Genomic DNA, 26,505 nt, shown 5'->3' with positions numbered 1-26,505 from the left:
TCCTTTCGCAATGGACGGTTGGATTGAGCAATGGACATCGCAACGCAACCCGCGGGCTCGCGCTCGCTTCACCAGCTCACATCGCCCGCTGCGGCGCGGTCTGCAGCAATTCCTGCAGCTCCTTCTTGTAGAACTTTGCGTTCCCCGTCGTGAGATGGCCGCGCGTGTCGCTGGAGGCTGGGATCAAAAGCAGGCGGCCGTTCTTGACGCGCTTCATCGCAGCATCCGTGACGCCGGTTTCCGGCGGATTGCGCTCGTCATCCGCGGCGTTGATCAAAAGCAGGGTGGCCTCGATCTTCTCGAGCGCGGGTGCCGGATTGTAATCGTGCGAGGCTTCCCACTGGTAGATGAAGTCGTTGGCATCGGTGGTGATTGCGGTGGCCAGCCGGTCGTCGACCATCTTGTCGGCCTTCGCTGCCGTCGGCGCCAGCGCCTGATAGGCCAGCGTTCCGCCGCCGGTCGCAATGCCATAGGCGTTGATGGCGAATTTCATCATGCGCGGCTGAGTGATGTAATTGCCGCTGACGTAGTCGGGATCGTTCTTGATGGTCTCGAGCATCATGCGCCGCAGCATCCAGTTGCGCGCCGCCATCTCGGTCGGCTGCGAGGCCATCGGCACCAGCGCGTCCATGAATTGCGGATATTTGCCGCCCCAGATCCAGGTATGCATGCCGCCCATCGAATTGCCGATCACGAGCCGCAGATGCTTGATGCCGAGCCCCTCCGTGACCAGGCGATACTGCGCATCGACCATGTCGTCGTAATTGTATTTCGGAAACGCGGTCTTCATGCCGTCGGAGGGTTTTGACGATTTGCCATGGCCGACGCTGTCAGGAATGATGATGTAGTATTTCGTTGCATCGAGCGGCTGGCCGGGGCCGAACAATTCGCCGCCGAAAGTTGCCGTCAGCATGCTCGCCGCCGAGCCGCCCGAGCCGTGCAGCACCAGCACCGGCTGCCCGGTCGGCTCGCCGATCGTGGTGTAGGCCAGCCGCAGCGCCGGCATCGACTCGCCGGTGTGGAACTTGAAGTCCCTGGCGATCCACTCGCCCTGTTTCGGCGCGGGATAATCGGCGGCAAAAGCGGTGAGGGTGCTGAGCGCCAGTGCGGCGGCGGACAGCGCGGCGTGCGACAGATTCATGATGGTCTCCCCAAGATTCGTGGCCGTGACTCGTGGCCGTCTTCTGCGGCTGTCTCGTGCGCCGCTTGCGCAAAACCTTATCACACCGGCGATTTCCGCGCGATCCGACGCGCGGCGCTGCCTAGCCCTCCACCTCGGTCTCCGGCCGGTCATTGCCGGCGGCGGTCTCCGAGAGCCATCGTCCGTCAGCGGTTTCGTACTCGATCACCTCCGTGCGGCCCGGCACCCGTTGCTCCGCCGCGGCGCGCCGGGCGGCGGCCAGCGCCGTGGCGCGGTTCGGAAACGGCTCGGAAAACACGCCGTTGACGGTGTAGGCCCAGCCGCCGTCATGTTCGACGATCTTGTAGGTCACGTGGGTCATCGGGAACTCGCCGTCTGCAGGTACCGACAGGGGTGAACGTGCCACTAGATTCATGACAGAATAGGGCACGCCGTCGGATTTTGCACCGGCCGTTCGTCCTTGATCGACGACCCCTGCAGAAGAGAGAACCATGTGCCGCAACATCAAGACCCTGTTCAACTTCGAGCCCCCGGCCACGCATGCGGAGATCCATGCTTCCGCGCTGCAATTCGTGCGAAAGCTCTCCGGCTTCAACTCGCCGTCGCAGGCCAATGCGGAGGCGTTCAACCGCGCGGTGTCCGAAGTCTCCGACAGCGCGCGACGCTTGCTGGCTTCGCTTGAGACCAACGCGCCACCGCGCGACCGCGAGATCGAAGCCGAGAAGGCGAAGGAGCGCTCGCGCCGGCGGTTTGGCTAGCTGGTTCCGGCTGCGCGTGATGCGCCTCACGGTGCGACGAGGCCGCAGCGTCCATGATGGCATCCTGCGTTTAGCCATCGGAGGGATGTCATGGATCAGGGAAAGCGGCTGAAGCTCGCCGCCATCTTCTTCGCCATTTTCTGGATCGGCGGGATGCTGTGGTGGAGCGGCGAGTATCATCCCGCCTACATCATCCTACTTGCTGTTTGCGGGACCCTCGGAGGCTACCTGTGGTACCTCGCGATGCGCTGGGTTTTTCGCCACATGCACCTGCTGACACGAAACGGCGATCACGGCGCCGGCAACGAGACGCCGTGACGCCTTCGCCGATCGATCAGCCCGCGTCCCACTTCACCGGCAGATTCAGCAGACCGCGAAATGCCCAGCCGCCGATCCGCACCGGCTCGTTGTCGTCCAGCCGCAGCCCCTTCAGCCGCGCGAACAGGCTCGGCAGCGCGACGTCGGCCACCATCGCGCGCGAGGCGAACGCGCCGGCGCAGTAATGTGGCCCGGCGCCGAAGGCAATGCTCTTTTGCGTATCGCGGGTGATGTCGAAACGATCCGGATCGGCAAAGCAGGCTTCGTCGCGGTTGGCGGAGCCGAACATGAAGAACACGCGGTCTTCCGGCTCGAAGTCGATGCCGCCATAGGTCCACGGTTTTGCGACGCGGCGCGGCGACATCTGGATCGGCGCAATCCAGCGCGCATATTCCTCGAACACGTCGATCCACTTTGCTTTTCCCTCGCGCACCATCGCGAGCTGCTCGGGATGCGTCAGCAGCGCCCAGGTCGCCCCTGCAATCGCATCGCGCGGCTCGTTCTGGCCGCCGGAGATCGCAAGCTTGATGTTGGCGCGGATGCTGTCCATGTTCTGGCCGGAAGCCAAGAGCACGCTGAGGATCGAGGTGTTCGGGTGTTTCTTCACCACCGGAATCATGTCGTCGATGGCGGCATCGATGCCAGCGGTCGCCGCATGGCAACGCGCCTCGACCTCCTTGTTGCCGATGTAATTGGCGATGCCGTCGATCATCGCCTGCGACCATGCGTCCATGTCCTGGTAGCGCATGTTGGTCAGCCCGGTGACGTCCTTCAGGCATTCGGCCGACAGCGGCAGCGCCAGCGCCTTGCAGAGATCGGCGGCGCCTCTCGGCGCCAGCTCATCAAGGATGCGATCGGCATGGGCCTGAAACTGTCGGACCCAGGTGTCGCGCACCGTGCGCGGCGACACCGCCGGAAACATCGCCTGCCGCTCGCTCATATGCGCATCGCCATCCTTGCGCATCATGTTGTGGCCCATCAGCACGTTCATCAGCCCGTTCGGCTGATGCGACGAGAACACGTCGATACGCTTCTCCTGGGTGAAGATGTCGTCGCGCCGGGTGAACACCGTCGAGCCGAGCTGCGGCACGAAGGCAATCGGCACCTCTTTGCGCATCTTCGCAAGTGCGGGATAGGGATCGGCCCAGAACGAGGGGACGTCGATTTCGAAATGCGGGGCGTTGGACATGGGCTTGGTTCGTTGTGGTGTCAGGTATGAGCAGACAAGTATGTCATTGCCGGGCATAGCCGTCCGAAGGACGGCGTCGCTTCCGCTCGCCTATGCCCGGCAATCCACCTTCTTCGCATAGACTCTCGTGAAGCGCGATGGATACGCGGGTTAAGCCCGTGTATGACGGGTGGAGCAGGTGCACTATCACACCGCCCGATAGCCGCCATCGACCATCACGATCGAGCCGGAGACGTAAGCCGAAAGATCGGAGGCGAGGAAGATTGCGGGGCCGACGATGTCCTCTGCGGTGCCGGCGCGGCCGAGCGGGGTGTGGTCCATGAATGTCTTCACCAGCTCCGGATTGTTGGCGCGGGCATTGGCGTTCAGCGGCGTTGCGATGAAGCCGGGGCCGATCGCGTTGACGCGCACGCCTTCCTTGCCGAGTTCGGCGGCGAGCGCCTTGGTGAAGCCGAGCACGCCATGCTTGGAGGCGGTATAGGCCGGCGAGCTTGGCGTGCGCACATGCACGAAGGACTGGATCGATCCAATATTGACGATGCGTCCCTTGCTGGCGCGCAAGGCGGAGAGGAACGCATGCGTCACGTTGAACACGCCGGTGAGATTGATCGCGATGATGTCTTCCCAGTCGCTGATGACAGCCTCCGCCGCGCCCAGCATGCCGTTGCGGCGCACGATGCCGGCATTATTGACGAGGACCGAGACCTGTCCGACCTTGTCGGCGATCTGCTTCGCCATCGCGACGCAGTCCTCGCGCCTGGCGACATCGAGCACAAAGCTTATTGCCTTGTCGCCGATTTCCTTGGCGGCTTCCGCTGCCGCCTTTTCGTCCCTGTCGAGCAGCACGACGCGCGCGCCCTCCCGTGCATAGCCGATCGCGATGGCGCGCCCGATGCCGGAACCTGCGCCGGTGACGACTGCGATGTGATCTTGGAGAAGGGGCATGGGGCGTTTCCTCTTGCTTGGTTTTGCCAGAGGATAGCAAGTGAGCCCGCTTGCACAAGGTGGTAAGAAAGGCGGCGGTTTCGTAGGGTGGGCAAAGGCGCTCTTGCGCCGTGCCCACCATACTATGCACGTCATCGATTGAATGGTGGGCACGCTACGCTTTGCCTACCCTACAAATGCGCAGCTTACAGCTTGCAGGTACCCTTCTTGAGCATGCCGTCCTTCACCGCCAGCGCGGCGACAAATGTCGGGACCGGCTTGCTGACGGTCTTGTAGTTCGACGGGATCGGCTTGGTCGGAATGCTCTGGTCCCAGACCTGGCAGACGCCGGTGCCTTCCCAGCGGATCAGATGAAAGGCGGCCTCGGCGGGGCTGGTAGCGGCAAGCGCAGTGAAGGCGAGACCGGCGGTGGCAGCAAGAGCGGTCAATCGAAGCATGGGAAAAATACTCCTGTCGTGGAAATGCGTGGCCGCGCTCCGCAACGGAAGTGAGGGAGCCGGCTCCCGGTCGGGGATGACCGGGCATCCCTTTGTTGTAACCGATGCGTGATTGGTTCAACGAAGCTTATGAAAAAGGGCCGGCGCGTCATCCTCGCACCGGCCCGTTAATGTAGCCCGGATGGAGCGCCGCGAAATCCGGGGACCATCTCACTCGGATAGGCTTCCCCGGATTGCGCTGCGCTCCATCCGGGCTACGAAAGAAGTCAGAACGCGCAGGTACCGTTGCGCAGCAGGCCGTCCTTGAACGCCAGCGCGTGGCTGAAGGTCGGCACTTCAGAGCCGACGATCACGGTGTAATTGCCGGGATACGGCGCGGTCGGGATGCTCTGGTCCCAGATCTGGCAGAAGCCGGTGTCCTGCCAACGGATCAAATGGTATGAGGCCTCAGCCGGGCTCGACGCGGCAAGTGCGGTGAAACCAATAGCGGCAACGGCGCAAAGGGCGAAAATACGACGCATCTTCAATCTCCTGTTTGGATCACGGGGCTTTGGCCCGGCTACCCGAGTGAGTTGCGGGACACGCGAGAAGGTTCAAAGCTGGATGCGCGATGGGTTAGCGAAATCCTGAACCCCTGTTATGGTTCGAACCGCGGGCGGTGGGGCGATGGCAACGTCCTGGTGGTGAGGATACGAAGCATGATTCCGACGATAATGCCGTGGTGCAGACGCCACCGCGCCGGCCATGTGCTGACGATGCTGTGCGTGGCAGCGGCATTGTCGTTTGCATCGGGCGGATCGTCCGCCGCCGCGCCGATCGCGGTGGCGGTGGCGGATTTCGATTATTTCGACACATCCGGCGAGGTCGTGGATCAGACCGCGGAGCATCGCGACCGGGTGGCGTCGTTTGCAAAAATGCTGCGCGACAATCTGGCGGCGCAGGGCGATTATCGCGTGGTGACGATCGAATGCCGCGATCATCCCTGCACCGCCACCAGCATGTCGCAGGACGTGTTCATCGCCGCTGCGCGCAAGGCCGGCGCGCGGCTCGTGGTCTATGGCGGCATCCGCAAGATGAGCACGCTGGTGCAATGGGGCGAAATCCAGCTGCTCGATCTCGAAGCCGAGAAACTTCTGATGCGGCGAACGGTGACGTTCCGCGGCGACAACGACGCCGCCTATCGGCACGCCGCCGATTTCGTCAGCAATACGTTGAAGGAAACGATGCCGAAACCGTGAGTCGCAGGTCCGTAGGGTGGGTTAGGCGAAGCCGTAACCCACCGCGGTCCCTCCGCGCGGAAAAGCGGCGGATTACGCTCGCGCTAATCCGCCCTACGTCTTCTGGCTGACGATCCGGCACAAACCTTCAGCGGCTGACCGCGGCGTGAATGGCTTCGCAATGGCGCGCGAGATTGGGATGGGCCGTGACGAAAGCTTTCAGCGGCGTCGGGATCGGGAAGAAGTGGATGTTGGCGATGAAGCCGTAGATGCCGGCATCAATGCTGGTCGGCTTCGCGCCATGCACATAGCCATCAGCAGGAACCAGATCGGCCAACACCTGCAGATCAGCCAGTCCGCGCGCATAGGCCTGATCGGGGGCATAACGGCCGATGCCCTGAAAATAATAGCGCTTGGCGTTGTATTCCCTGGCCTTGTTCATGCCGGCTTCGTCGATCCGCGAATGTTGCGCCATGAAGCTGTCGCGAAACGCCGGGAAATAACGCTCGTCCTTCCAGCGCGAATACGACATCACCCAGTAGAGGTCGTCCAGCATCCGCGTGACGAGATGGTTGGTCATGCGCTGCGCGGGCGTGAGATCGGCGTCGATGGTCAGGCCATACTTGCTGACGAGGTGGGCGATGATGGTCTCGCTATCGCCGATCGTTTCGCCATCGTCGACGACATAAGGCAGTTGTCCGCGCGGCGCGGACGAGGCGTCGAAGATGTGTTCATGGACGAACGGCACGCCGGTGAGTTTGAGGAAGGCGTAAACCTTCAGCCCATAGCCGTTGTTGTCGGCGACGCCGAACAGCTCGGGATAGGAGTAGAGGGTCAGCATCGATTACCGCCCGGAAATCTGTGCGACGCATTCGATCTCGATCAGCATCTTCGGATCGGGCAGTGCCTGCACCACGCAGGTGGTGCGGGCCGGGTAGGGCGCAGGCCCGAAGGCGGATGCATACAGCACGTTCATCGTGGCGACGTCGGATGCGCGCGTCAGCAGCACGTTGACCTTGACGAGATCGCGAAACGAGCTGCCTGCTTCGTCGAGCACGCGCTTGATGTTGGCAACGACGAAGCCGAACTGCGCCTCAAAGCCGTCGGCCAGCACGCCCTTGTCGTCAAAACCCGGAATGCCCGAGACGAACAGCAGGTCGCCAACGCGTGTGGCGAACGAGAGCGGCGGGGCCTTGATGCCGGCGGGCGGAGCGAAGTGCTGGATCGGGGGCAAGGGACACCTCCAAGAACGGTTCGGTGCTTTGAGCCTAACGCGCCGCTGCCTCGCTGGAAAGGCAGCGGCGCGGCGCTTACGACCCGCCGATAGCTTTGGAAAGGTGCGATGCGATAGGATCGCGGAAGCAAATTGCCGCGCGGATTACTAGCGCAAGATGATCGCGGCAAAGGTAATGCAGTTCACAGGCGCGACGATTATCATGCGCCTGCGCAGAAATCTTTCGTACGGGACCGGCAGATTTTGATGAAATTGTGTCGCGCCTGCGTTCCCGTGCGGGCCATCAATGCGCTTTCCGGATTACCTCGATGGGGTACAATCAGCCGGTCACGACTCAAGCGGCGCCTCAGGCCGCCAATTCCCTGGAGAAAATATCCATGAAGATGCCATCCGCCCTCCGTGCCGCCATGCTCGCGCTTGCGGCTTTCGCGGGCGTTACGTTGTCTTCCGCCGCGCGTGCCGACGAAGGTTTCGTGCAGCTCACGATCTACAAGGCGGGCTGGGTGATCGGCGGTTCCGGCGGCAGTGGCGTCTTGGATTTCCGCGGGCGGCGATACGCGCTTTCGACCGGCGGCCTCGACTACGGCTTTGTGTTCGGCGGCTCGAAGACGATCCTGCGCGGCCGCGTCAGCAACATCTGGCGCGCCTCCGATGTCGCCGGCGTCTACGGAGCGGCCGGCGCGGGCATTGCGGTCGGCCGCGGCGCGCGCGCGATCGTGCTCACCAACCAGAAGGGCGCAGTGCTGGAATTGACCGGGCACCAGGTTGGCTTGATGGCGAATGCCGATCTCAGCGGCCTCGCGATCACGATGCGGTAATTTCCCCGACGTCATTGCGAGCGGAGCGAAGCAATCCATGCCGCCACTTGCGGAGAGATGGATTGCTTCGTCGCTTCGCTCCCTTGCGCAAACCCTCCGCGTTTGTCGCAGGCAATGACGCTGCTCGAAATGGTGAGCACCTCGCATGAACCGCGACGAGCTGGTTGCCGCTTACTCTGCGCCAAGCCGCCACTATCACAACCTCGCGCATATCGAAGACTGCCTCGCCGTGCTCGCACGCGTGGAAAACCTTTCGGCGCTCGAGCGCGAAATCCTGTCAGAGGCGATCTGGTGGCACGATGTCATCTACGACGCGACCCGCTCGGACAACGAAGAGCTCAGCGCGCAATTGGCCGAGCAGCACGTGCGCGAGGATATTCGCCAGGAAGTCGGCCGCCTCATCCGTCTGACCAAGACCCACGCGGTTCAATCAGATGATCGCCTGGGCGCCATCCTGATCTCGATCGACCTCAGCATTTTGGGCGCGGAGCCGGCGCGATACGACGCTTACGCCGCCGCGATCCGGCAGGAGTTCATCCATGTGCCGGAGGGCGACTATCGCGCCGGCCGCGCCAGGATGCTCAGCCAGTTCGCAGGCCGGCCGGTCATCTTTCCCGATGCGGTTTTTGCCGCGAGATATGACCGGCAGGCCCGCGAAAACCTCGCGCGCGAACTGGCGTCCTTGCGCTGACGGTTACTTACCCCCGAGAAAGTCCCGCTTGCCGATCTCGACGCCGTTGTGGCGCAGGATGCCGTGCGCGGTGGCGGCATGGAAATAGAAATTCGGAAACGCAAAATTGACGAGATATTGCTGGCCCGTCAGCGTCCGGGTGCTGCCCAGGCCGACGGGGAAGGTCACCTCGCGCGTGTCGCCGCCGTCGAATTGCGCCGGCTTGAACGACTTCACATAGTCGGTCGCTTTCGCAATCCGCTGCTGCAGTTCCTCAAAACTCTTTTCGGTGTCCGGCGTCGACGGCACTTCGCTTCCCGTCAGCCGCGCGCAGGTCTTCGCGGCGAAATCGCAGACGATCTGCACCTGCCGCGTCAGCGGATACATGTCCGGATAGAGCTGCGCATTGAGCAGCACCTCGGGCTGGATGTTCTTCGCCTTGCAATGTGCTTCCGCCTTGGTGAGCAGACCGGAAAGGCCGCCGAGAATCTGCAGGAAGGCGGGCACGGTGGCGTCGTGGAAAGACATGCGATGCTCTTTTCGTGATGTGGAATAGGCCTCGGGAGGATGAGGTGCTTTGCGAGATGGGGAGCTGCGAAGGAAATACAACTCCTGCAGCCTGCGGATCACAGTCAATTATTCCCGCTCCGAACCCGTAGCCCGGATGGAGCGAAGCGCAATCCGGGGTTCTGTGCACGCGGGCACTGTCCCGGATTTCGCTGCGCTCCATCCGGGCTACGAGGAGTCAGTTCATCGCGCTGCGGGCATTACCATGCCGGCGGGCTGCGCCTGGGCGCTCGGCCCGCGCATCCGCGCCAGCAATTCCGCCGTCGGCCAGGAATCCGCCGGGAGCCCGTACTTGATCTGCATCGCCTTCACCGCCGTGCGGCTCAACTGTCCCATCACGCCGTCGACCTTGCCGACATTGAAGCCCGCGCGCACCAGAAGCTGCTGCAGCTCCTTCAGCTCGTTGAGCGGCAGTTGCGCGACCGGCGCCGACGGCTGGCGCATCGGCGGGGCGCCGGCGATGCGGGTGGCGAGATAGGCTGCGGTGGTCGAATAGATCAGCGAGTTATTCCACTCGGTGTAGGCGGCGAAATTCGCATAGGCCAGAAACGCCGGTCCGGTGCGGCCCATCGGAATCAGCAGCGACGCCGGCAAGTCGTCGTTCGGCAACGCCCTGCCGTCGGGATAGGTGACGCCGAGCTGCGCGAATTTTGCGCGCGGCAGCTTGGTCGTCAGATCAGCCTGGTCCCATGGAAAATTCGCAGGCGCGCGGACTTCCTGCAGCCATGGCTCGCCGCGCCGCCATTTTAAACCGGTGGCGATGTAGTTCGCCGTCGAGCCGATCACGTCGGGCGCGCTGCGCAGCAGGTTGCGATGGCCGTCGCCGTCATAGTCCACCGCATAGGTGAAATAATGCGTCGGCAAAAATTGCGTTTGCCCGAGCTCGCCGGCCCATGCGCCGATCATCTCGCTTGCCGTGAGGTCGCCGCGGTCGACGATCTTGAGCGCCGCGATGGTTTCCTTGCTGAACATCTCCGAGCGGCGGCAGTCATACGCCAGCGACACCAGCGAGCGCAGCGTAGACAGATTGCCGAGCTCGGCGCCAAAGCTGCTCTCCAGTCCCCAGAACGCGGCGATCACGGCCGGGGGCACGCCATATTCCTTCTCGGCGCGGTTGAACGCTGCCGCATGCATCCGGATTCGCGCCTGCGCATTTTTTGCCGCGCCGTCGGACGCCCGGTTCCGCGCGAACTCGGTGAACACCTGGCCAAACACGCGCTGGCCGCGGTCGCGATTGACGATGCCCTGGTCGTAGACGAGATAGGGCGCGGCTTCGGCCAACGCGCGCTGCGACACGCCCTCCGCGGCGGCCTGCTGTTTGAGGTCCGCCAGGAAGCGGTCGAACGACAGGCCGTTGTGGCAGGAAGCTGCGCGCGGCGTGCGCGGAGCGGCGGCCGGTGGCTGCTGACCGGGCAGCGGTGCGACAGCGGGCCTCGGCGCGGGACGGGATGGAGCAAGGACCGGTTGGGCGATGGCGAGGGATGAAAGGAACAGGGACGCCGTGGCAGCAACGAGGAATCGGAAAAGCGGCATCAATGTCACCGGTTGGAAAGGGACCGTAGGTTGGGCAAAGCGACTTGTCCGCCGTAGCTCGAAGAGCGAAGGCGGAAGCGTGCCCACCATCTCAAAGCAAGGTGGCCAGTTCAACCAAGATGGTGGGCACGGCGCAAGGGCGCCTTCGCCCACCCTACAAATTTCACAATGCCGGAGATCGATCCCCGCCTCGGAGCAATCTGCCGCGCAAGCCCGTCTTGCGCATAGGAGCCTGCCGTAACAACCTGATCTCGCAGGCTGTTCCAACCGCGTTTCCCCGTGTAGGCTTGCCGTCTGCCCGACTTTTGAAGGTGAGCCGACAATCACCGGGGCGGGCGGAACGAGGGAGATGGCGGAAGACCATGACGGAACTCCGATACCTGGCGCCTGACACGCTTGACGAAGCGGTCGGTGCATTCGCGAAGGCCGGCAGCGCGGCGCGCATCCTGGCCGGCGGCACCGATCTTCTGGTGCAGATGCGGTCCGGCGTGCTCAAGCCCGGCGTGATCGTCGACATCAAGAAAATTCCCGAGATGACGGCGATCGAGCAGACCGCCGATGGCGGCTTTCGCATCGGCGCGGCCGTCTCCGGCATGGCGCTCGCCGAGCACGGCAAATTCGGCAAGGTCTGGCCCGGCGTGCTGGAGGCCGTCAACCTGATCGGTTCCAAGCAGGTGCAGGGCCGTGCTTCCGCGGGCGGCAATCTCTGCAACGGCTCGCCCGCCGGCGACAGCGTGCCCGCGATGGTTGCGGCCGGCGCCGTCGTCACCGTGCAGGGCCCGAATGGCCGCCGCGAGATGAAGGTGGAGGACGTCCCCGCCGGTCCCGGCCGCACCAATCTGAAACCTGGTGAGATCCTGGTGAGTTTCACCTTGCCGCCGCGCCCGCCCGGATCGAGCGACGCTTACTTGCGCATGATTCCGCGCACCGAAATGGACATTGCCGTCGTCGGTGTCGGCGTCAGCCTCACGATCAAGGACGGCACCGTCACGTCAGCCCGCGTCGGCCTCGGCGCGGTGGCGCCCACCGTGCTGCTGGTAGAAGACGCCGCCAGGGCGCTGATCGGCTCCAAGCTCGACGACGCCGCGTTGGCAAAGGCCGCCGCTGCCTGCTCCGCCGCCTGCCGTCCAATCGACGACAAGCGCGGCACCATCGCCTACCGCACCAAGGTGGCCGGCGTGCTGCTCAGGCGCACCGCCGCGATCGCTGCCCAACGCGCGACCCAGAAAAATTGAATCGGGAAATAACTTTCATGGCCAAAGTTCACGTCACCACGTCAATCAACGGCGAGCCGATGGAATTTCTGTGCGAGCCATCAGACACCATGCTCGACGCGCTGCGCGGAACCTTGAATCTCACCGGCTCCAAGGAAGGCTGCGCCTCCGGCGATTGCGGCGCCTGCTCGATCACGCTTGACGATCGGCTGGTCTGCTCCTGCCTGATGCTCGCGGTCGAGTCCGAGGGCCACGAAATCAGGACCATCGAGGGCATGGCGCAGGGCGACAGACTGCATCCGCTGCAGCAGAAGTTTCTGGAAATGGCCGCGCTGCAATGCGGCATCTGCACCTCGGGCATGCTGGTCGCCTCCGATGCGCTGCTGAAGAAGAATCCTGACCCGAGCGAGGAGGAGGTCCGCTTCTGGCTTGCCGGCAACCTCTGCCGATGCACCGGCTATGACAAGATCGTCCGTGCGGTGATGGAAACCGCTGCCGAAATGCGCGCGCAATAGATCGCGGGAGACAGCCCAATGAACGTCGTCACCAACAACAAGTGGATCGGCCAGCGCACCATCAGGCCTGATGGCATGGACAAGGTCACCGGCCGCGCCCAGTTCGCCGCCGACACCACCATGCCAGGCATGATCTGGGGCAAGGTTTTGCGCAGCCCGCATCCGCATGCGCGCATCAGATCGATCAACACGGCCAAAGCGGAAGCGCTGCCCGGCGTAAAGGCCGTCGTCACCTCGAAGGACATCGTCGATTTCCCGATCGAGAAGGGCGCGGTCATGCTCGGCATCCAGGACATGCGCTGGATGTGCCGCAACGTGATGGCGCGCGACAAGGCGCTGTTCCCCGGCCATCCCGTCGCGGCGGTTGCCGCGACCACGGAAGCGATCGCGGCGGAAGCCTGCAAGCTGATCGAGGTCGATTACGAAGTGCTGCCGTGGTCGATCGAGATCGACGACGCGATCAAGCCTGATGCGCCCATTCTGCACGAGTTCAACAAGTTCGATGGCAAGCCCTCCAACATCGCCGGCCGCCTCGAGCACAAGAAGGGTGACATCGCGGAAGGTTTCAAGAGGGCCGATGTCGTCATCGAGCGCACCTTCACCACGCGCCCGGTGCACCAGGGCTATATCGAGCCGCATGCCTGCCTGATCTCGGTGGCGCCCGACGGCAAGACCACGATCTGGAGCTCCAGCCAGGGCCAGTTCATGGTGCGCGCGATGACGTCGATGCTCACGGGCATCCCGCAGAGCGACATCCGCGCCATCCCCGCCGAGATCGGCGGCGGTTTTGGCGGCAAGACCATCGTCTATCTCGAACCGCTCGCGACCCTGCTCGCGAAAAAATCCGGCCGCCCGGTGAAGATGGTGATGACGCGCGAGGAAGTGATGCGCGCGACCGGCCCCACGTCAGGCTCGAAGAGCACGGTGAAGATCGGCGCGACCAAAGACGGCAAGATCGTCGCCGCGCATGGTACCTTCTATCTGCAGGCCGGCGCCTTTCCGGGCTCGCCGATCCGCGGTGCCGCGGGCTGCAGCTTCACGCCCTACGACATCCCGAACCTGCTCTCCGAAGGTTTTGACGTCTGCTCCAACCGCTCCAAGGTCGCGGCCTATCGGGCGCCGGGCGCGCCGATCGGCGCCTACGCGGTCGAATGCGTACTCGACGAAGTCGCAGAGGCCCTGAAGATGGACCCGCTCGACTTCCGCCTGAAGAACGCCGCGAGGGAAGGCACCAAAGCCGCGCACGGCCCGACCTTCCCGCGCATCGGCTATGTCGAGACCGTGGAAGCCGCCAAGAACTCGCCGCATTATGCCGCGCCGCTCGGCGACGTACAGGGCAAGTTGAGGGGCAGGGGCGTCGCTTCCGGCTTCTGGTTCAACGCCGGCGGCGAATCCTCGGCGCAAGTCAACATCACCGAGGACGGCAACGTCGTCGTCACCACAGGGCATCCTGACATTGGCGGCTCGCGCGCCGGCATTGCCAACATCTGCGCCGAATTGCTCGGCATCGACTACCGCCGCGTCTCCGTCATCATCGGCGATACGCAAACGGTCGGCTTCTCCAACCTGACCGGCGGTAGCCGCGTGCTGTTCGCCTCTTCCATGGTGGTGACGCAGTCGACCGAAAAGATCATCCAGACGCTGCGTGAGCGCGCGGCAAAGATCTGGGAGATCGATCCTGAAGCGGTGAAGTGGGAGCAGGGCGCGGCGCATCCCGTGAGCCCGAACGCCGGCCAGTTCGAGCCGCTGACGCTGCAACAACTCGCCGAGAAGGCGCCCGCGATGGGCGGACCGATCGGCGCCGGTGTGCAGCTCAATACCCAAGGCGCCGACGGCGGTTTCGGCACGCATGTCTGCGACGTCGAGGTCGACGTCGATCTCGGCATCGCGCGCGTGATCCGCTACACCGCCGTGCAGGATGTCGGCCGCGCCATTCATCCCGGCTATGTCGAGGGCCAGCTCCAGGGCGGCGTCGCCCAGGGCATCGGGTGGGCGCTGAACGAGGAATACATCTACACGAAGGAGGGCAAGGTCGATAACCCCGGCTTCCTCGACTATCGCATGCCGGTCTGCTCTGATTTGCCGATGATCGACTGCATCATGGTCGAGATCCCGAATCCAAAACATCCGCAAGGCGTCAAGGGCGTCGGCGAAGTGCCGCTGGTCCCCGTGATGGCGGCGGTGGCGAACGCGATCTACAACGCGCTGGGCAAGCGGTTCTATGCGCTGCCGATGTCGCCGCCGAAGGTGCTGGAAGTGCTGGAAGCGCCGACGCGAGAGGCGGCGGAGTAGGGAGCACGACGGTATGTGACCAAACCGTCATTGCGAGCGAAGCGAAGCAATCCATAGCACGGCATCGAGAAGGTGGATTGCTTCGTCGCTATCGCTCCTCGCAATGACGGCGGGGAAATCGTGGGGTGAGTTAGCGAGCGTAGCCCGGATGGAGCGCAGCGCAATCCGGGACCTTCATTATCGCTCTCCGCATATCGCTGCGCTCATGCGGGCTACTGGTTGGCAACGCCCATGAATGACGTGCTTCCCTTCCGCGCCATGGCGTACAACAACGCCTGGGCAAACCACCGGCTGCTCACCGCCTGTGCGCGGCTGTCGCAGGATGAATTCACCGCGAAACGAACCGGCTTCTTTCCGAGCCTGCGCGCCACGCTCAACCACATCCTGATCATCGACCACTTTTACGTCGATGCGATGGAAGGAGGTACGCTGGGGCCGGCGGCCTTTGCGGATCAGGAGCCTTGTGCGACAGTTACCGCGCTAAAGAAGGCCCAGGCCGCGGTAGACCAACGTCTACTCAAGGTCGTCGAGGCGCTCGATAGCGCCGGACTGCAGCTCATCGTCTCCGTGCATCGCGGCACCTCGATCCAGCGCGAGCGGATGGACCGTTTGCTGCTACACCTGTTCCAGCACGACGTGCATCATCGCGGCCAGGCCCACGCCATGCTCAGCGGCACGTCGGTGAGCCCGCCGCAGCTCGACGAGTTCTTCGCGGTCGGCGAAGCGCCGCTGCGGGCGGCAGAGTTCGCGGAGTTGGGTTGGACAGAGGAGAAGATATGGGGTGGAGCGAACTGAGGCTTGAACAAGCGTAGCCCGGATGAGCGACTTGTCCGCCGTAGCTCAACGAGCGTAGGCGGAAGCGATATCCGGGACCACTCGTCCCCGCATATCGCGGAGCCTGTCATCGGCGCGTTCGCGCGACCCGTTGGCTCATGCGGGCTACGGCGGCTACACCCGCGCACGCTCCAAGACGTTTTCGCTTCTCGTCTGCCGCAGCGCCTCATAGTGCCGCACATACTCCCGCGCCATCCGTTCCGACGTGAACCGCTTCTCGAAATGCGCGCGCACGCGGCCGCGATCCAGCTCCCCGATACGTCCGAGCGCCTCGATCGCCTGCTCTTCGCTCTCCACGACAAAACCGGTGATCCCGTCGTCGATCACCTCGGGCACCGAGCCCGAGCGGAACGCGATCACAGGCGTGCCGCACGCCATCGCCTCGATCATCACAAGGCCGAACGGCTCGGGCCAATCAATCGGAAACAGCAGGGCCGTGGCGCCGGCGAGAAATTCCTCCTTGGTCTTGTCGTTGACCTCGCCGGTCAGCCGCACCTGCTCGCCATCGATCTGCGGCTCCAGCTTTTCCTTGAAAAAAGCACGCTCGCCGCGCGGCAGCTTGGCTGCGATATGCAGCGGCATCTTTGCCGCGCGCGCGATGCGGATGGCGGCCTCGGGTCCTTTCTCGGCGGTGAGCCGGCCGAGAAAGGCAAGATAGCGCCCACGCTCCAATGAGGGACGGAGCGAAGTCGCAGGAAGGCCGTGATAAACGGTGCCGATCCATTTCGCCTCCGGCAGCGCTTCGCGCTGGTTATTGGAGATCGAGACATAGGGCGCATCGGGAAAGCGCAGCGCGACCTCGGGAAATCCCGGCAAGTCGAGCCGTCCGTGCGTGGTGGTGACGAAGGGGACGCCGAGCCGGCTCAGCAACGGCAGATGCAGCCAGTCGATATGGACGTGGATCACATCGAACTCGCTGGCGCGTCGCGCGACGGCGTCGAGCAGCGCCGCCTGCGCTGCCATCGGGTCCGACCGCGGCCGCCCGAGTCGCAGCGCCCGCGGCCAGACCGGCTCGAGCTCGGCGCGGGTTTTGGAATCGCCGCTCGCAAACAGCGTCACCTCGTGACCGAGCTTCACCAGTTCCTCGATCAGCCACGCCACGACGCGTTCGGTGCCGCCATAGAGTTTGGGGGGAATGCTTTCGGCGAGGGGAGCGACCTGCGCGATCCGCATGTTGGTGTTCACCCTTCAGCAAGTAGGCTCCGGTCCTGCGCCGGGAGTTGAACGTGTCTCTGCCGCGAGGCGTTCCGCTTCTCTTGCGGGAATTTTCGTCGCACGATCGTCATACCGGCCGCTGATAGCGCGCGAGGATATCCAGCCAATCTTCCAGGAGACGGCTCATCAGGAATTTTTCGCGCACGCTTTCCTTGGCCCGGTCACCGAGCTGTTGGCGCAACGCGGGATCCTTCAGGATCTGCACGATCCGTTCCGCCGCCTGATCCACGCTGTCGACCAGAAATCCGTTCTCGCCGTCGACGATCTGCCGGCGGATGCCGCCGACATTGCCGCCGATCACGGCGGCGCCCTTCCACATCGCCTCGGTGACGGTGAGGCCGAACCCCTCGCGGGTCGACTTCTGCAGGACCACGGCGGCGCGGCGCTGCAGCGCGTTCACCAGGATCGGATCGTCGACGGCGAGCACGATGATGCTGTCGTCGATCGAGCGCTTGATATCTTCAAGGATGGTTTCGCCTTCGGGATCGTCGCTCGCATTATTGCCGATCAGGACCAGCGTGCAGTCCGCTTCCTTGCGCGCCTTGCGAAACGCCTCGATCACACCCTTGGGATCCTTCCACACGTCGAACCGCGAGACCTGGGCCACCAGCGGGCGATCGGGCGGAATGCCGTGCTGCGACAGGCAATCGTCAATCTCCCGGTCGGACAATTCGACGTTCTTGGCGGCGAACGGATTGATCGCGGGCGTGACGAACAGTTCATCGATGCCAAGGTTCTGCGTATATTCCGGCAACGAGAAGATCGCCGCGTCATACTGCTCGACGAATTGCCGCAGGTACTTCCATGTCGGCGGATGCGGTGAGGAAAGATCGACGTGGCACTGCCAGAACCACGGCATCCGCCGTTCCGCAATATAGCGCACCAGCGGCAGCGGCTGCGGATCGTGCACGATCACCGCATCGCATTCTTCGAGGTGAATCCGTGTGGCGTTCTCGAACACCACCTGTTCGTAGATCTTTCGGTCGACTTCGGGAAAGTCGATATCGGCGCCCTGCAGCATGTTGTGCAGTTTCTTGGTGCAGCCGAAGAACGCCGGCGTGCCCTGGATCAGGTGCCAGTCGGTTTCGATGCCGATCGCGTTCATCATCAGGGTCAGCGGGGTGAGAATCTCGGTGACGCCGCCGCCATAGAACGTGGAACTCACATGGGCGATTCGAAGCGTGCCCACCCGCTCGGCTTTCCCCGCAATCCGGTCGGCCGCTTTCCGGCCGATGATCGGCTCGTATTGCGCGAGCGAATGCAGGCCGAGCGTCGACCGGTCAATGTCTGGAGCTGCCAGCGACATGGGGCCTCCTGTCGTTTCCACCGCGCTGCCATTCCATCGGCGCTTGACGCCTGGACGCTGCGCTCGTCACTAACCGCGCTTGCCGGGCTGCGTTCCCGAAGGACCATTGTTCGTTCGGCTAGTGGTCGGGAAATTGTGGCAAGTGTCGTCTGGATGAACGACTTGTTCATCTGGGCTACGAGCTGACCGCTGTTGTCGTCACCTAAAGATCAGCAACCCAGCGGCGGCAGAACGCAGGGCGTCAAAAATACGCCGAGCGAGAGCCGCCCGAATCTCTCAAGTACCGCATCTGCGAAGGATCACGATCCGGCTGACGATCCACCCCAGCGGCGGAAGAGATGCAGCGGCCAGCCAAACAGCCACCTGAGGAACAGGCCGACGAGACGGATAACGCCTTCAAGAGGGTCCACAGCACGTCACCCAGCTTCCATGCGGTTGGGCAACCGATGTTGTGCGAGATTAACGTCGTGATAAGGCGAACGGAATGTAGGGCGGATTAGCGCAGCGTAATCCGCCGCCTCACCACCATTCGGCGGATTACGCTGACGCTAATCCGCCCTACGCAGAACGCGATCAAGGCATTGTCGATGCGTCTTCAGCCATGCGACAATCGCCCAATCATCAAAGCATCGACGGAAAACCGGCCGTGAGCGAACCACAAGTGCCATCTCCCTTCCAATCCATCCGCGCCATCGACTATACGATCATCTTCGTCCGCGACATGGCGGCGATGCGCAGCTTCTATGAGGGCGTGCTCCGCTTTCCGCTGATGCGTGAATTGTCGGCGGGATGGATCGAATATCAGATCGGCGGCAACACGCTCGCGCTCGCGCGTCCGAGCCGCACCGCAAAGGATGCGCCGACGCCAACGGGGAGTGCGTCGCTGCAGCTCGCGTTCAAGGTTGCCGCCGAGGATGTCGATCGCTGCGCCGGCGAACTGGTGCGGCACGGCGTCGATCTGCTCGAGCCGCCGAAGGACCAGAGCTTCGGCCATCGCACGCTGTTCTTCAGGGATCCCGATGGAAACCTGCTGGAGGTGTATGCGGAGATTTGAGGCGGGCACGAACTGTAGCCCGGATGGAGCGCAGCGCAATCCGGGACAGGTCGCTCAGCGGAGAGGTGGTCCCCGGATTGCGCTGCGCTCCATCCGGGCTACTCTAGGCGTTGCCGCGCCCTAGTTCAGCGTCAGCCACACCAGATTGCAGTCGCTGTGGCAGGTGTTGCAGCGCGCTGGCTGATTGAAGGTGTTGGCGAGCTGCCATTCCTGCGCCTCGTTGCTCCATTGCGCCGTGGCGTGGCAAATGATGTCGTCGGAACCGCAGGCGGCGCAGACCGGCGTGGCACGGGCCGTGCGGTTGACGACTTTCGGCTCGACCGGTTGCGGCTGCGGCCGTTCCGGCGCGATCCGGTCCTGGACGATTTCGAACGGGTTCATCAGCTTGACGCGTCGCAACATCGGGCCTGCATCCATCCGCGAGTTCTGGGAATCGCTGTTTTCAAAACTAGCGAATCGGCTTGGCCGTTCCATCGCAAAATTGCGGAATACCCACGTTTTAAATGTGATCGTCACCAGCGGGACACAGACGTGGCACTCCGGGTGGGAGAAGGCGGTATATTGATGCGCTGCGCCAATGACGCTGGAGACCTGTAGAAAGATCGAACCTGCGGACACGCGAACGCAAAACGGCCCGGCATCGATGCCGGGCCGCGCTGACCAAGTAGAACTAGTTCTTCTTCTTCGTAGCCATTCCGGTCGTGGTCTGCTGACCCGGTGCGCTTCCCGAATGGCCCTTGGCCTTCGCCGATTTCTTCTGATGTCCCGGCGCGTATTCCGACGCACCCGGCGCGGTCGATGTCTTGGCCTTCTGCATCTTCTGTCCCGGGGCGTATTCAGAAGAACCCGGAGACTTCGTGCCGGTCTGCGCAAACGCCGTGGTGGCGAGCAGCACGGTCGAAACGGTGATCAGTGTCTTCAGCATTGGTCTCTCCTCTTGCAGGTGACCCGAGCAACGCTGCGCTGGCGGCGATGGTTCCACTTTTTCCCGATCGCGACAGCGCGATGCAATGCTGATGAACAGATCTTCATCTTCGCACCCGAAGACCTCATCCTGACGAGGCGCGATGAAGCCTGCGACGTAGGACGGATTAGCGCTAGCGTAATCCGCCGCCTGTGCGGAATCGGCGGGTTACGCTTCGCTAACCCGCCCTACAGGCCAAGGCCGTTGCGCGAAAACAGAAAGTTTCTCAATCCTTTCAAGCTGATTTGCCCTGTCCAGTCGTGCGCGAAAAAAGAAACTCCTTCGCGCGAGACCCAAATCAGTCCTAGAACTCCCGACATCCCGGCCCGCAAGAGGGGCGTATCGCGATCGTCACGAACGTTGGGCCGGGCTGCGATGGACGCGACAGCGCCGGGCGAGCGATGCGGATTGCAGGGCGGGTTTTCCCGTGAGCGATCTCTGGCACGCCAGACGAATGACGCAGTTGCGTACGGCAAAACCGTGTGGTCCTGGCACCCGTGGCTGGTGTCAAGCTGGCGGAGGTTTGCAAAGCTCAACCGGGCGATGCGAGCCGCCAATTCGCCGGCGACGGAGGCCAGAGGAATTCGGCTCCGGGGAGAGCACGGCATAAGCCGTAAAACCATTGCGCAGGGAAGGCCGGTTGTTTCGGCTGATACCTGTATGCTCGTGTGCGTTTTCTTTAGCGCTTGTTGCACACGAGACCGCGGGTGCCAGCCAGCACCCGGCCTTCCCTGCGCCCTCTGATTTTTTGGGGGCTGAAAGTTCTTGCAAACCTCGGGCGGATTATGTCGCGAGATCGCGAAGCCATATCCATCCACGTCATTGCGAACGCAGCGAAGCAATCCATACCGCCGCGTGCCGAGAGGTGGATGCTTCGTCACTCCGCTCCCCGCAAGACGAGCTACTCCTCGTTGGCCCATTCCCAACTGTCATCGCCCGGCTTGACCGGGCGACCCAGTATTCCAGAGACGTCGATGATTGAAACGATAGGTCGCGGCGTACTGGATGCCCCGCATTCGCGGGGTATGACGACTTGTGGGCGGGCGACGCCATCACAACTCCCGCGCATTCGAGAAGGCAAACGACGACACGCGCCGCGTGTTCTCGTCCAAAATCAAGGTCCGCGTGATCGGCGGCTCGGCGCGCTGGCTGCAGTTTTCGCGTTCGCAGAGACGGCAGTTGACGCCGATCGGCGTGCCCTCGGCCTTCTCCAGGTCCATGCCCGCCGCATAGACCAGCTTGGAAGCATGACGGATCTCGCAACCCAAGCCGATAGCAAAGCGCGGCTGCGGCTGCGGGTGCGGGGCGATGGGCCGGCGCACCATCTGCGCGATCGAAAAATAGCGTGTGCCGTCGGGCAGTTCGATCACCTGCTTGAGCAGGCGGTCCGGTGTGTCGAAGGTCGAATGCACGTTCCAGAGGGGGCAGGTGCCGCCGAATTTCGAGAACGGAAACGTGCCGGAGGAAAACCGCTTGGAGACATTGCCGGCATTGTCGACGCGCAGCAGGAAGAACGGCACGCCGCGTGCGTTCGGCCGCTGCAGCGTGGTGAGACGGTGGCAGACCTGCTCGAAGCCGGCATTGAAGCGCTGCGCCAGCACGTGCACGTCGTAGTTCAGCATTTCCGCCGCGCTGTGGAACGGCTGATAGGGCATCATCACAGCGGCGGCGAAATAGTTCGCGAGCGTGATGCGATAGAGCCGCCGCGGGGTGTCGTCGAGCGGACCGGCGCGGTTGACGATGGCGTCGATGGCAGCGCTGCATTCGGCAAGCCCGATCTGCAGCGCGAGCTGGAAGGCGCGGCCCGAGCCGTCGACCAGTTCGGAGATCAGAAGCTGCCGACGGTGGCGGTCGAAGCGCCGCAGCGTCTCGCGCATCACGTCAACAGGCATGATGCGGGTAACGATCGAATGCTTTTCGCGCAGGCGCGCCGCCAGCGCGGCGAACAGGTCCTCGGCGGAGACGTTGAGCTCATCGCGCAGATTTTCCGCGGCCTGTTCGAGTTCGGGAAAATAGTTGCGGTTGGCCTCGATCAGGTCGCGCACGCGCTCGATCGGGTTGGCCTCGAACCGCGCGCCCTCGTCGCGGTCGGCCATTTGCGCCGCGACCAGCGTCTCGCCGCGGCGGGCCTCGGTGTAGGCCGCATAGAGTCGTTGCAGCGAATGGGTCACGCCGGGGCAGAGTTCCGCGAGGTCGCGCAGTTCCTGCTTCGGCAGGTCAATCTGCCGGAACAGCGGATCGGAAAAGATCTCGTTCAGTTCGGCAAAGAACCGGTCCTCATCGGCGGTCGCGAGATCGCGCAGATCGAGGTCATAGGTCTCGGCCAGCCGGAGCAGGATCTGCGCCGTTACCGGGCGCTGGTTCCGCTCTATCAGGTTGATATAGCTCGGAGAAATGCCCAGACCCTCGGCGATCTGGGTCTGCGACAGCCCGAGCTGCTGGCGGATCCGCCGAAAGCGGGGTCCGACGAAAAGCTTCTTTCCGGAGTCGATGGCCATGACGTTGTTCCTAGCTCTTGCAGCGGGTTCCGCCTCTCCCCGCGCGCGGGGAGAGGCCGGCGCGCGGCGACGGGTGAGGGGCTCTCTCCGCGAGTCCGAATGCGCGGAGAGAGCGCTCACCCCGACCCTTTCCCCGCAAGAGCGGGGCGAGGGAGAATAGGCAGTTCCCTTACCCATTTTGTGACAAAATTTACAATATAACAAACGTGACAAGTTCATATGTTACATGACATCACCATTCGAAATCAAGCAGTCTATGCGAATTGGAGATTTTGGCGTTTATCTCTCGGGACGTTTCGCAACGCACTGTCAAGAATGTCGATTGAAGGAACAGCACATGAACTACCAGCCACGTGGGATCAGCGTCCAGGGACCGGCTTCCTATCTCAGCGAGATTGAAGCTGCTCAAGCGCTCCTCAAGACCAAGCCGACCTGGAACGGTGTTACCGCCGAAGCCGTGGCACGGATGCGTCTGCAGAACCGCTTCAAGACCGGCCTCGACATCGCCCGCTACACCGCGGCGCTGATGCGCGCCGATATGGCGGCCTATGACGCCGATCCCACCAAGTACACCCAGTCGCTGGGTTGCTGGCACGGCTTCATCGCGCAGCAGAAGCTGATCTCGGTCAAGAAGCACTTCGGCGGCAAGACCGATCGCCGCTACCTGTATCTGTCCGGCTGGATGATCGCGGCGCTGCGCTCCGAGTTCGGACCGCTGCCCGACCAGTCGATGCACGAGAAGACCTCGGTGCCGGCGCTGATCGAAGAGCTCTACACCTTCCTGCGTCAGGCGGACTCCCGTGAACTCAACGACATCTTCCGCGCTATCGACGTCGCCCGCAAGGCAGGCGACAAGGCGAAGGAAAAGGAACTGATTGAAAAGGTCGACAACTTCCAGACCCATGTCGTGCCCGTCATCGCCGACATCGATGCCGGCTTCGGCAATGCCGAGGCGACCTATCTGCTCGCCAAGAAGATGATCGAAGCGGGCGCCTGTGCCCTGCAGATCGAGAATCAGGTCTCCGACGAAAAGCAGTGCGGTCACCAGGACGGCAAGGTGACGGTGCCGCACGAGGTGTTCCTGGCAAAGATCCGCGCCTGCCGTCATGCCTTCCTTGAACTGGGCATCGAAGACGGCGTCGTCGTGACCCGCACCGACTCGCTCGGCGCCGGTCTCACGCAGCAGATCGCCGTCAGCCACAAGCCCGGCGACATCGGCGACCAGTACAACAGCTTCCTGGATTGCGAGGAAGTGACGGCCGCCAACGCCAGGAATGGCGATGTCATCATCAACCGTAACGGCAAGATGATGCGTCCGAAGCGGCTTGCCAGCAACCTCTACCAGTTCCGCCCCGGCACTGGCGAAGATCGCTGCGTGCTCGACTGCATCACCTCGCTGCAGAACGGTGCCGACTTGCTGTGGATCGAGACTGAGAAGCCGCATATCGAGCAGATCGCCAAGATGGTCGACCGCATCCGCGAGGTGATTCCGAATGCGAAGCTGGCCTACAACAACTCGCCGTCGTTCAACTGGACGCTCAACTTCCGTTGGCAGGTCTACGACGCGATGAAGGAAGCCGGCAAGGATGTCAGCAAGTACAACCGCGCCGACCTGATGAAGCGGGAATACGACGATACGCCGCTGGCCATTGAAGCCGACGAGCGCATCCGCACCTTCCAGGCCGATTCGGCAAAGCGTGCTGGTATCTTCCACCATCTGATCACGTTGCCGACCTATCACACGGCAGCTCTGTCGACTGACAATCTGGCAAGAGAGTATTTCGGCGAGCAGGGCATGCTGGGCTATGTGAAGAATGTTCAGCGCCAGGAGATCCGTCAGGGTATCGCCTGCGTCAAGCATCAGAACATGGCGGGCTCCGATATCGGCGACGAGCACAAGGAATATTTCGCCGGTGAAGCCGCTCTGAAGGCGGGCGGCGCCCACAATACGATGAACCAGTTCGGCTAACGCTGGAATTGATCACGCTACTTGGACAACAGGAGACTACCATGACCAAAGGCAGCAATTTCTGGGTGATTGGCGGCGAGTTCGGCTCGATGAACTTCCACAAGCTTGTGGAAGGCTCCGCCCAGGTTCAGGGTCCGTTCAAGACCCGCAAGGAAGCCGAGGACGCCTGGCGCGTCGTGTCGGAAGAGAACCGTCACAAGGCCGGCGTACGCTTCTCCATCGTGGAAGAGCCCTCGCGCATCTCGGCCTGAGCGGCTGCTGCCAATAACGCCTAGGGAAACGCCAAGGACAGGCGGCCCCATCCGGAAAACCGGGTGGGGCCGTTTGCGTTCGCAAAGGGGTGCCCTGGGCTCGTCTCCCTCTCCCCGCGCTTGCGGGGAGAGGGTCGGGGTGAGGGCTCTCGCCGGGGGCTCTGAACTCTGTGGAGTGGTAAGCTATTGAAAACAAACAACCATTGCGCAAGGCATGGTTACTGCTAGGTTAATCGGGCTAACCCTCGCAGGATAAAGGCGGCTCCCGATGTCAAACGCGCAAAATACCGGCAACGAAGCCCGAGACATGCGACCGACCAGGCTGCGCGACGCGCTGCGCCAGGCCCGCATCGAAGCTGCCGACCGCACCGGCGTCGTGGTCGAACTGCGCGATGCCGAGGTCGCCCGGCTCGAGATTCTGAACGAGGCGCTCGATCCCTTGTTCGCCGAGGTGCCGGAGCAGATCGACCTGTTCGATCGCGGCGTCAGCCAGGGCGAGACGCCGCGGCTGTGGATCGACGTGGTCGCGCATATCGTGATGGGACGCGACAAGCGCATCTACCGCTTCGTGCAGGACACGCGCTTCGGCCGCATCGTGATCGCCGAGTCGCATGACGTGCCTGTTATCGTCGACGCCGTCACCGGCTATGTCGCGCGCCGCATGATCGAGCGCGAGCATGCGATGGTGGCAACGCCCGCGGCCGCCGAGCCGGTCGTGGAAAAAAAGCCGCGCGGGCGCGGCTTCGGCATGTTCGTGCTTGGCTTCGTGCTGGGCGCGGTGGCGCTGTTCGGACTGGCGCTGTATGCGAGCCTGAAGAATCTATAGCTTGAACCGACGGCTCGGGCATTCGGGGGCATCGTGGCAGTTTCGTCGGTACCGTTGGTGGTGCTGCTTGTCGGCGCGCTGTTCGGAACCTCCTATATCTACGGCAAGTGGCGCACGCTGCGCCGTGCCGAATTCATCCGCACCTTCCGCTGGCCGCGCGGGCTGCTCGAGCGGCTGGAGAAGCATCACCCCGGCTTTCAGCGCAAGGACAGCGCGCTGGTCTCGCGCGGACTGCGGCAGTTCTTCCTCGCCTATCTCATGAGCGGCAAGCGCTATGTCTCGATGCCCTCGCAAGTCGCCGACGATCTCTGGCACGAATTCATCCTGTACACGCGCGATTACGACGCGTTCTGCCGCCGCGCCTTCGGCGGCTTCCTCCACCACACGCCCGCCGTCGTCCTCAGCGAGCATCGCAAGAGCAATGAAGGCCTGCGCCGCGTCTGGTGGTATTGCTGCAAATACGAGAACATCGATCCGGTGAGGCCGACGCGCCTGCCGCTGTTGTTTGCGCTCGACAGCAAGCTCAACATCGCAAACGGCTTCGTCTATCACCCCGATTGCGACGAACTGCGCAAGAACGGCAGCGGTGCTGCGCATTGCGGCGGCGATTTCGCCGATGGCTCGGTCGATGGCAGTACGGACGGGTTTGGCGACGCCGGCAGCGACTCAGGCGGTGATGGAGGCGGTGGTGGCGACGGGGGCGGCGGCTGCGGTGGCGGCGGGGATTGAGAAATTCGCCT

29 protein-coding genes are annotated in these 26,505 nt (G+C 63.2%); 14 read left to right on the top strand and 15 right to left on the bottom strand.

What is annotated here, in order from left to right:
- Window positions 1-76 precede the first annotated feature (76 nt).
- On the bottom strand, window positions 77-1,141 hold the full coding sequence (locus AC0QUY_RS24435; protein ID WP_475388768.1) for an alpha/beta fold hydrolase: 1,065 nt from the start codon (window positions 1,139-1,141) through the stop codon (window positions 77-79).
- Between the two features lie 121 nt (window positions 1,142-1,262).
- Window positions 1,263-1,502 (bottom strand): DUF2188 domain-containing protein, encoded by a 240-nt coding sequence (locus AC0QUY_RS24430; RefSeq protein WP_057839295.1) that lies wholly within the window; start codon window positions 1,500-1,502, stop codon window positions 1,263-1,265.
- Between the two features lie 130 nt (window positions 1,503-1,632).
- On the opposite strand from AC0QUY_RS24430, the gene AC0QUY_RS24425 reads away from it, so the two are divergent.
- Together AC0QUY_RS24425 and AC0QUY_RS24420 are read left to right on the top strand one after the other, a co-directional pair.
- Window positions 1,633-1,899 carry a DUF2277 domain-containing protein gene (locus tag AC0QUY_RS24425; RefSeq protein ID WP_475388766.1) on the top strand — a complete coding sequence of 89 codons (267 nt, stop codon included), beginning with the start codon at window positions 1,633-1,635 and terminating at the stop codon, window positions 1,897-1,899.
- Between the two features lie 90 nt (window positions 1,900-1,989).
- Entirely contained in the window at window positions 1,990-2,217 is a 228-nt protein-coding gene (locus AC0QUY_RS24420) for a hypothetical protein (protein WP_475388765.1), read from the top strand.
- 16 nt (window positions 2,218-2,233) lie between these two features.
- Here AC0QUY_RS24420 and AC0QUY_RS24415 read toward each other — a convergent pair whose 3' ends face one another.
- From AC0QUY_RS24415 to AC0QUY_RS24400, 4 genes are all read right to left on the bottom strand, one after another.
- Complete coding sequence (locus AC0QUY_RS24415) at window positions 2,234-3,406, bottom strand: cytochrome P450 (protein ID WP_475388764.1); 1,173 nt, start codon at window positions 3,404-3,406, stop codon at window positions 2,234-2,236.
- A 186-nt stretch (window positions 3,407-3,592) separates the two neighbouring features.
- Window positions 3,593-4,351 (bottom strand): SDR family NAD(P)-dependent oxidoreductase, encoded by a 759-nt coding sequence (locus AC0QUY_RS24410; protein ID WP_161852336.1) that lies wholly within the window; start codon window positions 4,349-4,351, stop codon window positions 3,593-3,595.
- Between the two features lie 185 nt (window positions 4,352-4,536).
- Complete coding sequence (locus AC0QUY_RS24405) at window positions 4,537-4,788, bottom strand: hypothetical protein (RefSeq protein ID WP_161852337.1); 252 nt, start codon at window positions 4,786-4,788, stop codon at window positions 4,537-4,539.
- Window positions 4,789-5,054: 266 nt separating this feature from the next.
- Complete coding sequence (locus tag AC0QUY_RS24400; RefSeq protein ID WP_475388762.1) at window positions 5,055-5,309, bottom strand: hypothetical protein; 255 nt, start codon at window positions 5,307-5,309, stop codon at window positions 5,055-5,057.
- Window positions 5,310-5,486: 177 nt separating this feature from the next.
- Here AC0QUY_RS24400 and AC0QUY_RS24395 point away from each other — a divergent pair, with 177 nt between their 5' ends.
- On the top strand, window positions 5,487-6,026 hold the full coding sequence (locus AC0QUY_RS24395) for a DUF2380 domain-containing protein (RefSeq protein WP_475388760.1): 540 nt from the start codon (window positions 5,487-5,489) through the stop codon (window positions 6,024-6,026).
- Window positions 6,027-6,153: 127 nt separating this feature from the next.
- On the opposite strand, the gene AC0QUY_RS24390 is transcribed toward AC0QUY_RS24395, so the two are convergent.
- Together AC0QUY_RS24390 and AC0QUY_RS24385 are read right to left on the bottom strand one after the other, a co-directional pair.
- On the bottom strand, window positions 6,154-6,846 hold the full coding sequence (locus tag AC0QUY_RS24390) for a glutathione S-transferase family protein (RefSeq protein WP_475388757.1): 693 nt from the start codon (window positions 6,844-6,846) through the stop codon (window positions 6,154-6,156).
- 3 nt (window positions 6,847-6,849) lie between these two features.
- Window positions 6,850-7,239: a RidA family protein gene (locus tag AC0QUY_RS24385; protein WP_161852341.1), complete on the bottom strand. Its 390-nt coding sequence runs from the start codon at window positions 7,237-7,239 to the stop codon at window positions 6,850-6,852.
- 377 nt (window positions 7,240-7,616) lie between these two features.
- On the opposite strand from AC0QUY_RS24385, the gene AC0QUY_RS24380 reads away from it, so the two are divergent.
- Both AC0QUY_RS24380 and AC0QUY_RS24375 read left to right on the top strand, forming a co-directional pair.
- On the top strand, window positions 7,617-8,057 hold the full coding sequence (locus tag AC0QUY_RS24380; RefSeq protein WP_161852342.1) for a hypothetical protein: 441 nt from the start codon (window positions 7,617-7,619) through the stop codon (window positions 8,055-8,057).
- A 145-nt stretch (window positions 8,058-8,202) separates the two neighbouring features.
- On the top strand, window positions 8,203-8,748 hold the full coding sequence (locus AC0QUY_RS24375; RefSeq protein WP_475388756.1) for an HD domain-containing protein: 546 nt from the start codon (window positions 8,203-8,205) through the stop codon (window positions 8,746-8,748).
- A 3-nt stretch (window positions 8,749-8,751) separates the two neighbouring features.
- Here the strand turns inward: AC0QUY_RS24375 and AC0QUY_RS24370 are convergent, their stop codons facing one another.
- Both AC0QUY_RS24370 and AC0QUY_RS24365 read right to left on the bottom strand, forming a co-directional pair.
- Entirely contained in the window at window positions 8,752-9,255 is a 504-nt protein-coding gene (locus tag AC0QUY_RS24370) for a DUF1993 domain-containing protein (protein WP_475388755.1), read from the bottom strand.
- Window positions 9,256-9,477: 222 nt separating this feature from the next.
- Window positions 9,478-10,827, bottom strand: a complete 1,350-nt coding sequence (locus AC0QUY_RS24365; RefSeq protein WP_475388753.1) for a lytic murein transglycosylase — start codon at window positions 10,825-10,827, stop codon at window positions 9,478-9,480.
- A 362-nt stretch (window positions 10,828-11,189) separates the two neighbouring features.
- On the opposite strand from AC0QUY_RS24365, the gene AC0QUY_RS24360 reads away from it, so the two are divergent.
- The 4 genes from AC0QUY_RS24360 (at window position 11,190) to AC0QUY_RS24345 (ending at window position 15,643) form a co-directional block, all read left to right on the top strand.
- Complete coding sequence (locus tag AC0QUY_RS24360) at window positions 11,190-12,062, top strand: FAD binding domain-containing protein (protein ID WP_475388750.1); 873 nt, start codon at window positions 11,190-11,192, stop codon at window positions 12,060-12,062.
- Between the two features lie 17 nt (window positions 12,063-12,079).
- Complete coding sequence (locus AC0QUY_RS24355) at window positions 12,080-12,556, top strand: (2Fe-2S)-binding protein (RefSeq protein WP_161852347.1); 477 nt, start codon at window positions 12,080-12,082, stop codon at window positions 12,554-12,556.
- 18 nt (window positions 12,557-12,574) lie between these two features.
- Window positions 12,575-14,848: a xanthine dehydrogenase family protein molybdopterin-binding subunit gene (locus AC0QUY_RS24350; RefSeq protein ID WP_475388749.1), complete on the top strand. Its 2,274-nt coding sequence runs from the start codon at window positions 12,575-12,577 to the stop codon at window positions 14,846-14,848.
- Window positions 14,849-15,079: 231 nt separating this feature from the next.
- Entirely contained in the window at window positions 15,080-15,643 is a 564-nt protein-coding gene (locus tag AC0QUY_RS24345) for a DinB family protein (RefSeq protein WP_475388748.1), read from the top strand.
- 153 nt (window positions 15,644-15,796) lie between these two features.
- Here the strand turns inward: AC0QUY_RS24345 and AC0QUY_RS24340 are convergent, their stop codons facing one another.
- Window positions 15,797-16,855, bottom strand: a complete 1,059-nt coding sequence (locus AC0QUY_RS24340) for a glycosyltransferase family 4 protein (protein WP_475388746.1) — start codon at window positions 16,853-16,855, stop codon at window positions 15,797-15,799.
- Window positions 16,856-16,964: 109 nt separating this feature from the next.
- Window positions 16,965-18,203 carry a glycosyltransferase gene (locus tag AC0QUY_RS24335; protein WP_475388745.1) on the bottom strand — a complete coding sequence of 413 codons (1,239 nt, stop codon included), beginning with the start codon at window positions 18,201-18,203 and terminating at the stop codon, window positions 16,965-16,967.
- Window positions 18,204-18,849: 646 nt separating this feature from the next.
- On the opposite strand from AC0QUY_RS24335, the gene AC0QUY_RS24330 reads away from it, so the two are divergent.
- Window positions 18,850-19,257, top strand: coding sequence for a VOC family protein (locus AC0QUY_RS24330; RefSeq protein ID WP_475388744.1), 408 nt, complete (start codon window positions 18,850-18,852; stop codon window positions 19,255-19,257).
- A 120-nt stretch (window positions 19,258-19,377) separates the two neighbouring features.
- Here AC0QUY_RS24330 and AC0QUY_RS24325 read toward each other — a convergent pair whose 3' ends face one another.
- From AC0QUY_RS24325 to AC0QUY_RS24315, 3 genes are all read right to left on the bottom strand, one after another.
- On the bottom strand, window positions 19,378-19,659 hold the full coding sequence (locus AC0QUY_RS24325) for a hypothetical protein (RefSeq protein ID WP_161852352.1): 282 nt from the start codon (window positions 19,657-19,659) through the stop codon (window positions 19,378-19,380).
- A gap of 268 nt (window positions 19,660-19,927) precedes the next feature.
- Window positions 19,928-20,182 carry a hypothetical protein gene (locus AC0QUY_RS24320; protein WP_202639268.1) on the bottom strand — a complete coding sequence of 85 codons (255 nt, stop codon included), beginning with the start codon at window positions 20,180-20,182 and terminating at the stop codon, window positions 19,928-19,930.
- A 1,091-nt stretch (window positions 20,183-21,273) separates the two neighbouring features.
- Window positions 21,274-22,719: a helix-turn-helix domain-containing protein gene (locus tag AC0QUY_RS24315; RefSeq protein ID WP_475388743.1), complete on the bottom strand. Its 1,446-nt coding sequence runs from the start codon at window positions 22,717-22,719 to the stop codon at window positions 21,274-21,276.
- 337 nt (window positions 22,720-23,056) lie between these two features.
- Between AC0QUY_RS24315 and AC0QUY_RS24310 the strand changes: the two genes are divergently transcribed.
- From AC0QUY_RS24310 to AC0QUY_RS24295, 4 genes are all read left to right on the top strand, one after another.
- A complete protein-coding gene (locus AC0QUY_RS24310; protein ID WP_475388742.1) occupies window positions 23,057-24,688 on the top strand; it encodes an isocitrate lyase in 1,632 nt (543 codons plus the stop codon).
- A 41-nt stretch (window positions 24,689-24,729) separates the two neighbouring features.
- Entirely contained in the window at window positions 24,730-24,939 is a 210-nt protein-coding gene (locus AC0QUY_RS24305; protein ID WP_057838336.1) for a DUF4170 domain-containing protein, read from the top strand.
- 268 nt (window positions 24,940-25,207) lie between these two features.
- Complete coding sequence (locus AC0QUY_RS24300) at window positions 25,208-25,765, top strand: hypothetical protein (protein WP_475388739.1); 558 nt, start codon at window positions 25,208-25,210, stop codon at window positions 25,763-25,765.
- A 33-nt stretch (window positions 25,766-25,798) separates the two neighbouring features.
- Complete coding sequence (locus AC0QUY_RS24295) at window positions 25,799-26,494, top strand: glycine-rich domain-containing protein (protein ID WP_475388737.1); 696 nt, start codon at window positions 25,799-25,801, stop codon at window positions 26,492-26,494.
- Window positions 26,495-26,505: the final 11 nt, after the last annotated feature.

This window comes from Bradyrhizobium sp. WYCCWR15520 (assembly GCF_056174665.1).
This window is presented reverse-complemented; position numbering and strand designations above follow the sequence as displayed.

Coding starts and splice junctions, on each gene's coding strand:
- AC0QUY_RS24435 (WP_475388768.1), bottom strand. CDS start 1,141: ATGAATCTGTCGCACGCCGCGCTGTCCGCCGCCGCACTGGCGCTCAGC.
- AC0QUY_RS24430 (WP_057839295.1), bottom strand. CDS start 1,502: ATGACCCACGTGACCTACAAGATCGTCGAACATGACGGCGGCTGGGCC.
- AC0QUY_RS24425 (WP_475388766.1), top strand. CDS start 1,633: ATGTGCCGCAACATCAAGACCCTGTTCAACTTCGAGCCCCCGGCCACG.
- AC0QUY_RS24420 (WP_475388765.1), top strand. CDS start 1,990: ATGGATCAGGGAAAGCGGCTGAAGCTCGCCGCCATCTTCTTCGCCATT.
- AC0QUY_RS24415 (WP_475388764.1), bottom strand. CDS start 3,406: ATGTCCAACGCCCCGCATTTCGAAATCGACGTCCCCTCGTTCTGGGCC.
- AC0QUY_RS24410 (WP_161852336.1), bottom strand. CDS start 4,351: ATGCCCCTTCTCCAAGATCACATCGCAGTCGTCACCGGCGCAGGTTCC.
- AC0QUY_RS24405 (WP_161852337.1), bottom strand. CDS start 4,788: ATGCTTCGATTGACCGCTCTTGCTGCCACCGCCGGTCTCGCCTTCACT.
- AC0QUY_RS24400 (WP_475388762.1), bottom strand. CDS start 5,309: ATGCGTCGTATTTTCGCCCTTTGCGCCGTTGCCGCTATTGGTTTCACC.
- AC0QUY_RS24395 (WP_475388760.1), top strand. CDS start 5,487: ATGATTCCGACGATAATGCCGTGGTGCAGACGCCACCGCGCCGGCCAT.
- AC0QUY_RS24390 (WP_475388757.1), bottom strand. CDS start 6,846: ATGCTGACCCTCTACTCCTATCCCGAGCTGTTCGGCGTCGCCGACAAC.
- AC0QUY_RS24380 (WP_161852342.1), top strand. CDS start 7,617: ATGAAGATGCCATCCGCCCTCCGTGCCGCCATGCTCGCGCTTGCGGCT.
- AC0QUY_RS24375 (WP_475388756.1), top strand. CDS start 8,203: ATGAACCGCGACGAGCTGGTTGCCGCTTACTCTGCGCCAAGCCGCCAC.
- AC0QUY_RS24370 (WP_475388755.1), bottom strand. CDS start 9,255: ATGTCTTTCCACGACGCCACCGTGCCCGCCTTCCTGCAGATTCTCGGC.
- AC0QUY_RS24365 (WP_475388753.1), bottom strand. CDS start 10,827: ATGCCGCTTTTCCGATTCCTCGTTGCTGCCACGGCGTCCCTGTTCCTT.
- AC0QUY_RS24360 (WP_475388750.1), top strand. CDS start 11,190: ATGACGGAACTCCGATACCTGGCGCCTGACACGCTTGACGAAGCGGTC.
- AC0QUY_RS24355 (WP_161852347.1), top strand. CDS start 12,080: ATGGCCAAAGTTCACGTCACCACGTCAATCAACGGCGAGCCGATGGAA.
- AC0QUY_RS24350 (WP_475388749.1), top strand. CDS start 12,575: ATGAACGTCGTCACCAACAACAAGTGGATCGGCCAGCGCACCATCAGG.
- AC0QUY_RS24345 (WP_475388748.1), top strand. CDS start 15,080: ATGAATGACGTGCTTCCCTTCCGCGCCATGGCGTACAACAACGCCTGG.
- AC0QUY_RS24340 (WP_475388746.1), bottom strand. CDS start 16,855: ATGCGGATCGCGCAGGTCGCTCCCCTCGCCGAAAGCATTCCCCCCAAA.
- AC0QUY_RS24335 (WP_475388745.1), bottom strand. CDS start 18,203: ATGTCGCTGGCAGCTCCAGACATTGACCGGTCGACGCTCGGCCTGCAT.
- AC0QUY_RS24325 (WP_161852352.1), bottom strand. CDS start 19,659: ATGTTGCGACGCGTCAAGCTGATGAACCCGTTCGAAATCGTCCAGGAC.
- AC0QUY_RS24320 (WP_202639268.1), bottom strand. CDS start 20,182: ATGCTGAAGACACTGATCACCGTTTCGACCGTGCTGCTCGCCACCACG.
- AC0QUY_RS24315 (WP_475388743.1), bottom strand. CDS start 22,719: ATGGCCATCGACTCCGGAAAGAAGCTTTTCGTCGGACCCCGCTTTCGG.
- AC0QUY_RS24310 (WP_475388742.1), top strand. CDS start 23,057: ATGAACTACCAGCCACGTGGGATCAGCGTCCAGGGACCGGCTTCCTAT.
- AC0QUY_RS24305 (WP_057838336.1), top strand. CDS start 24,730: ATGACCAAAGGCAGCAATTTCTGGGTGATTGGCGGCGAGTTCGGCTCG.
- AC0QUY_RS24300 (WP_475388739.1), top strand. CDS start 25,208: ATGTCAAACGCGCAAAATACCGGCAACGAAGCCCGAGACATGCGACCG.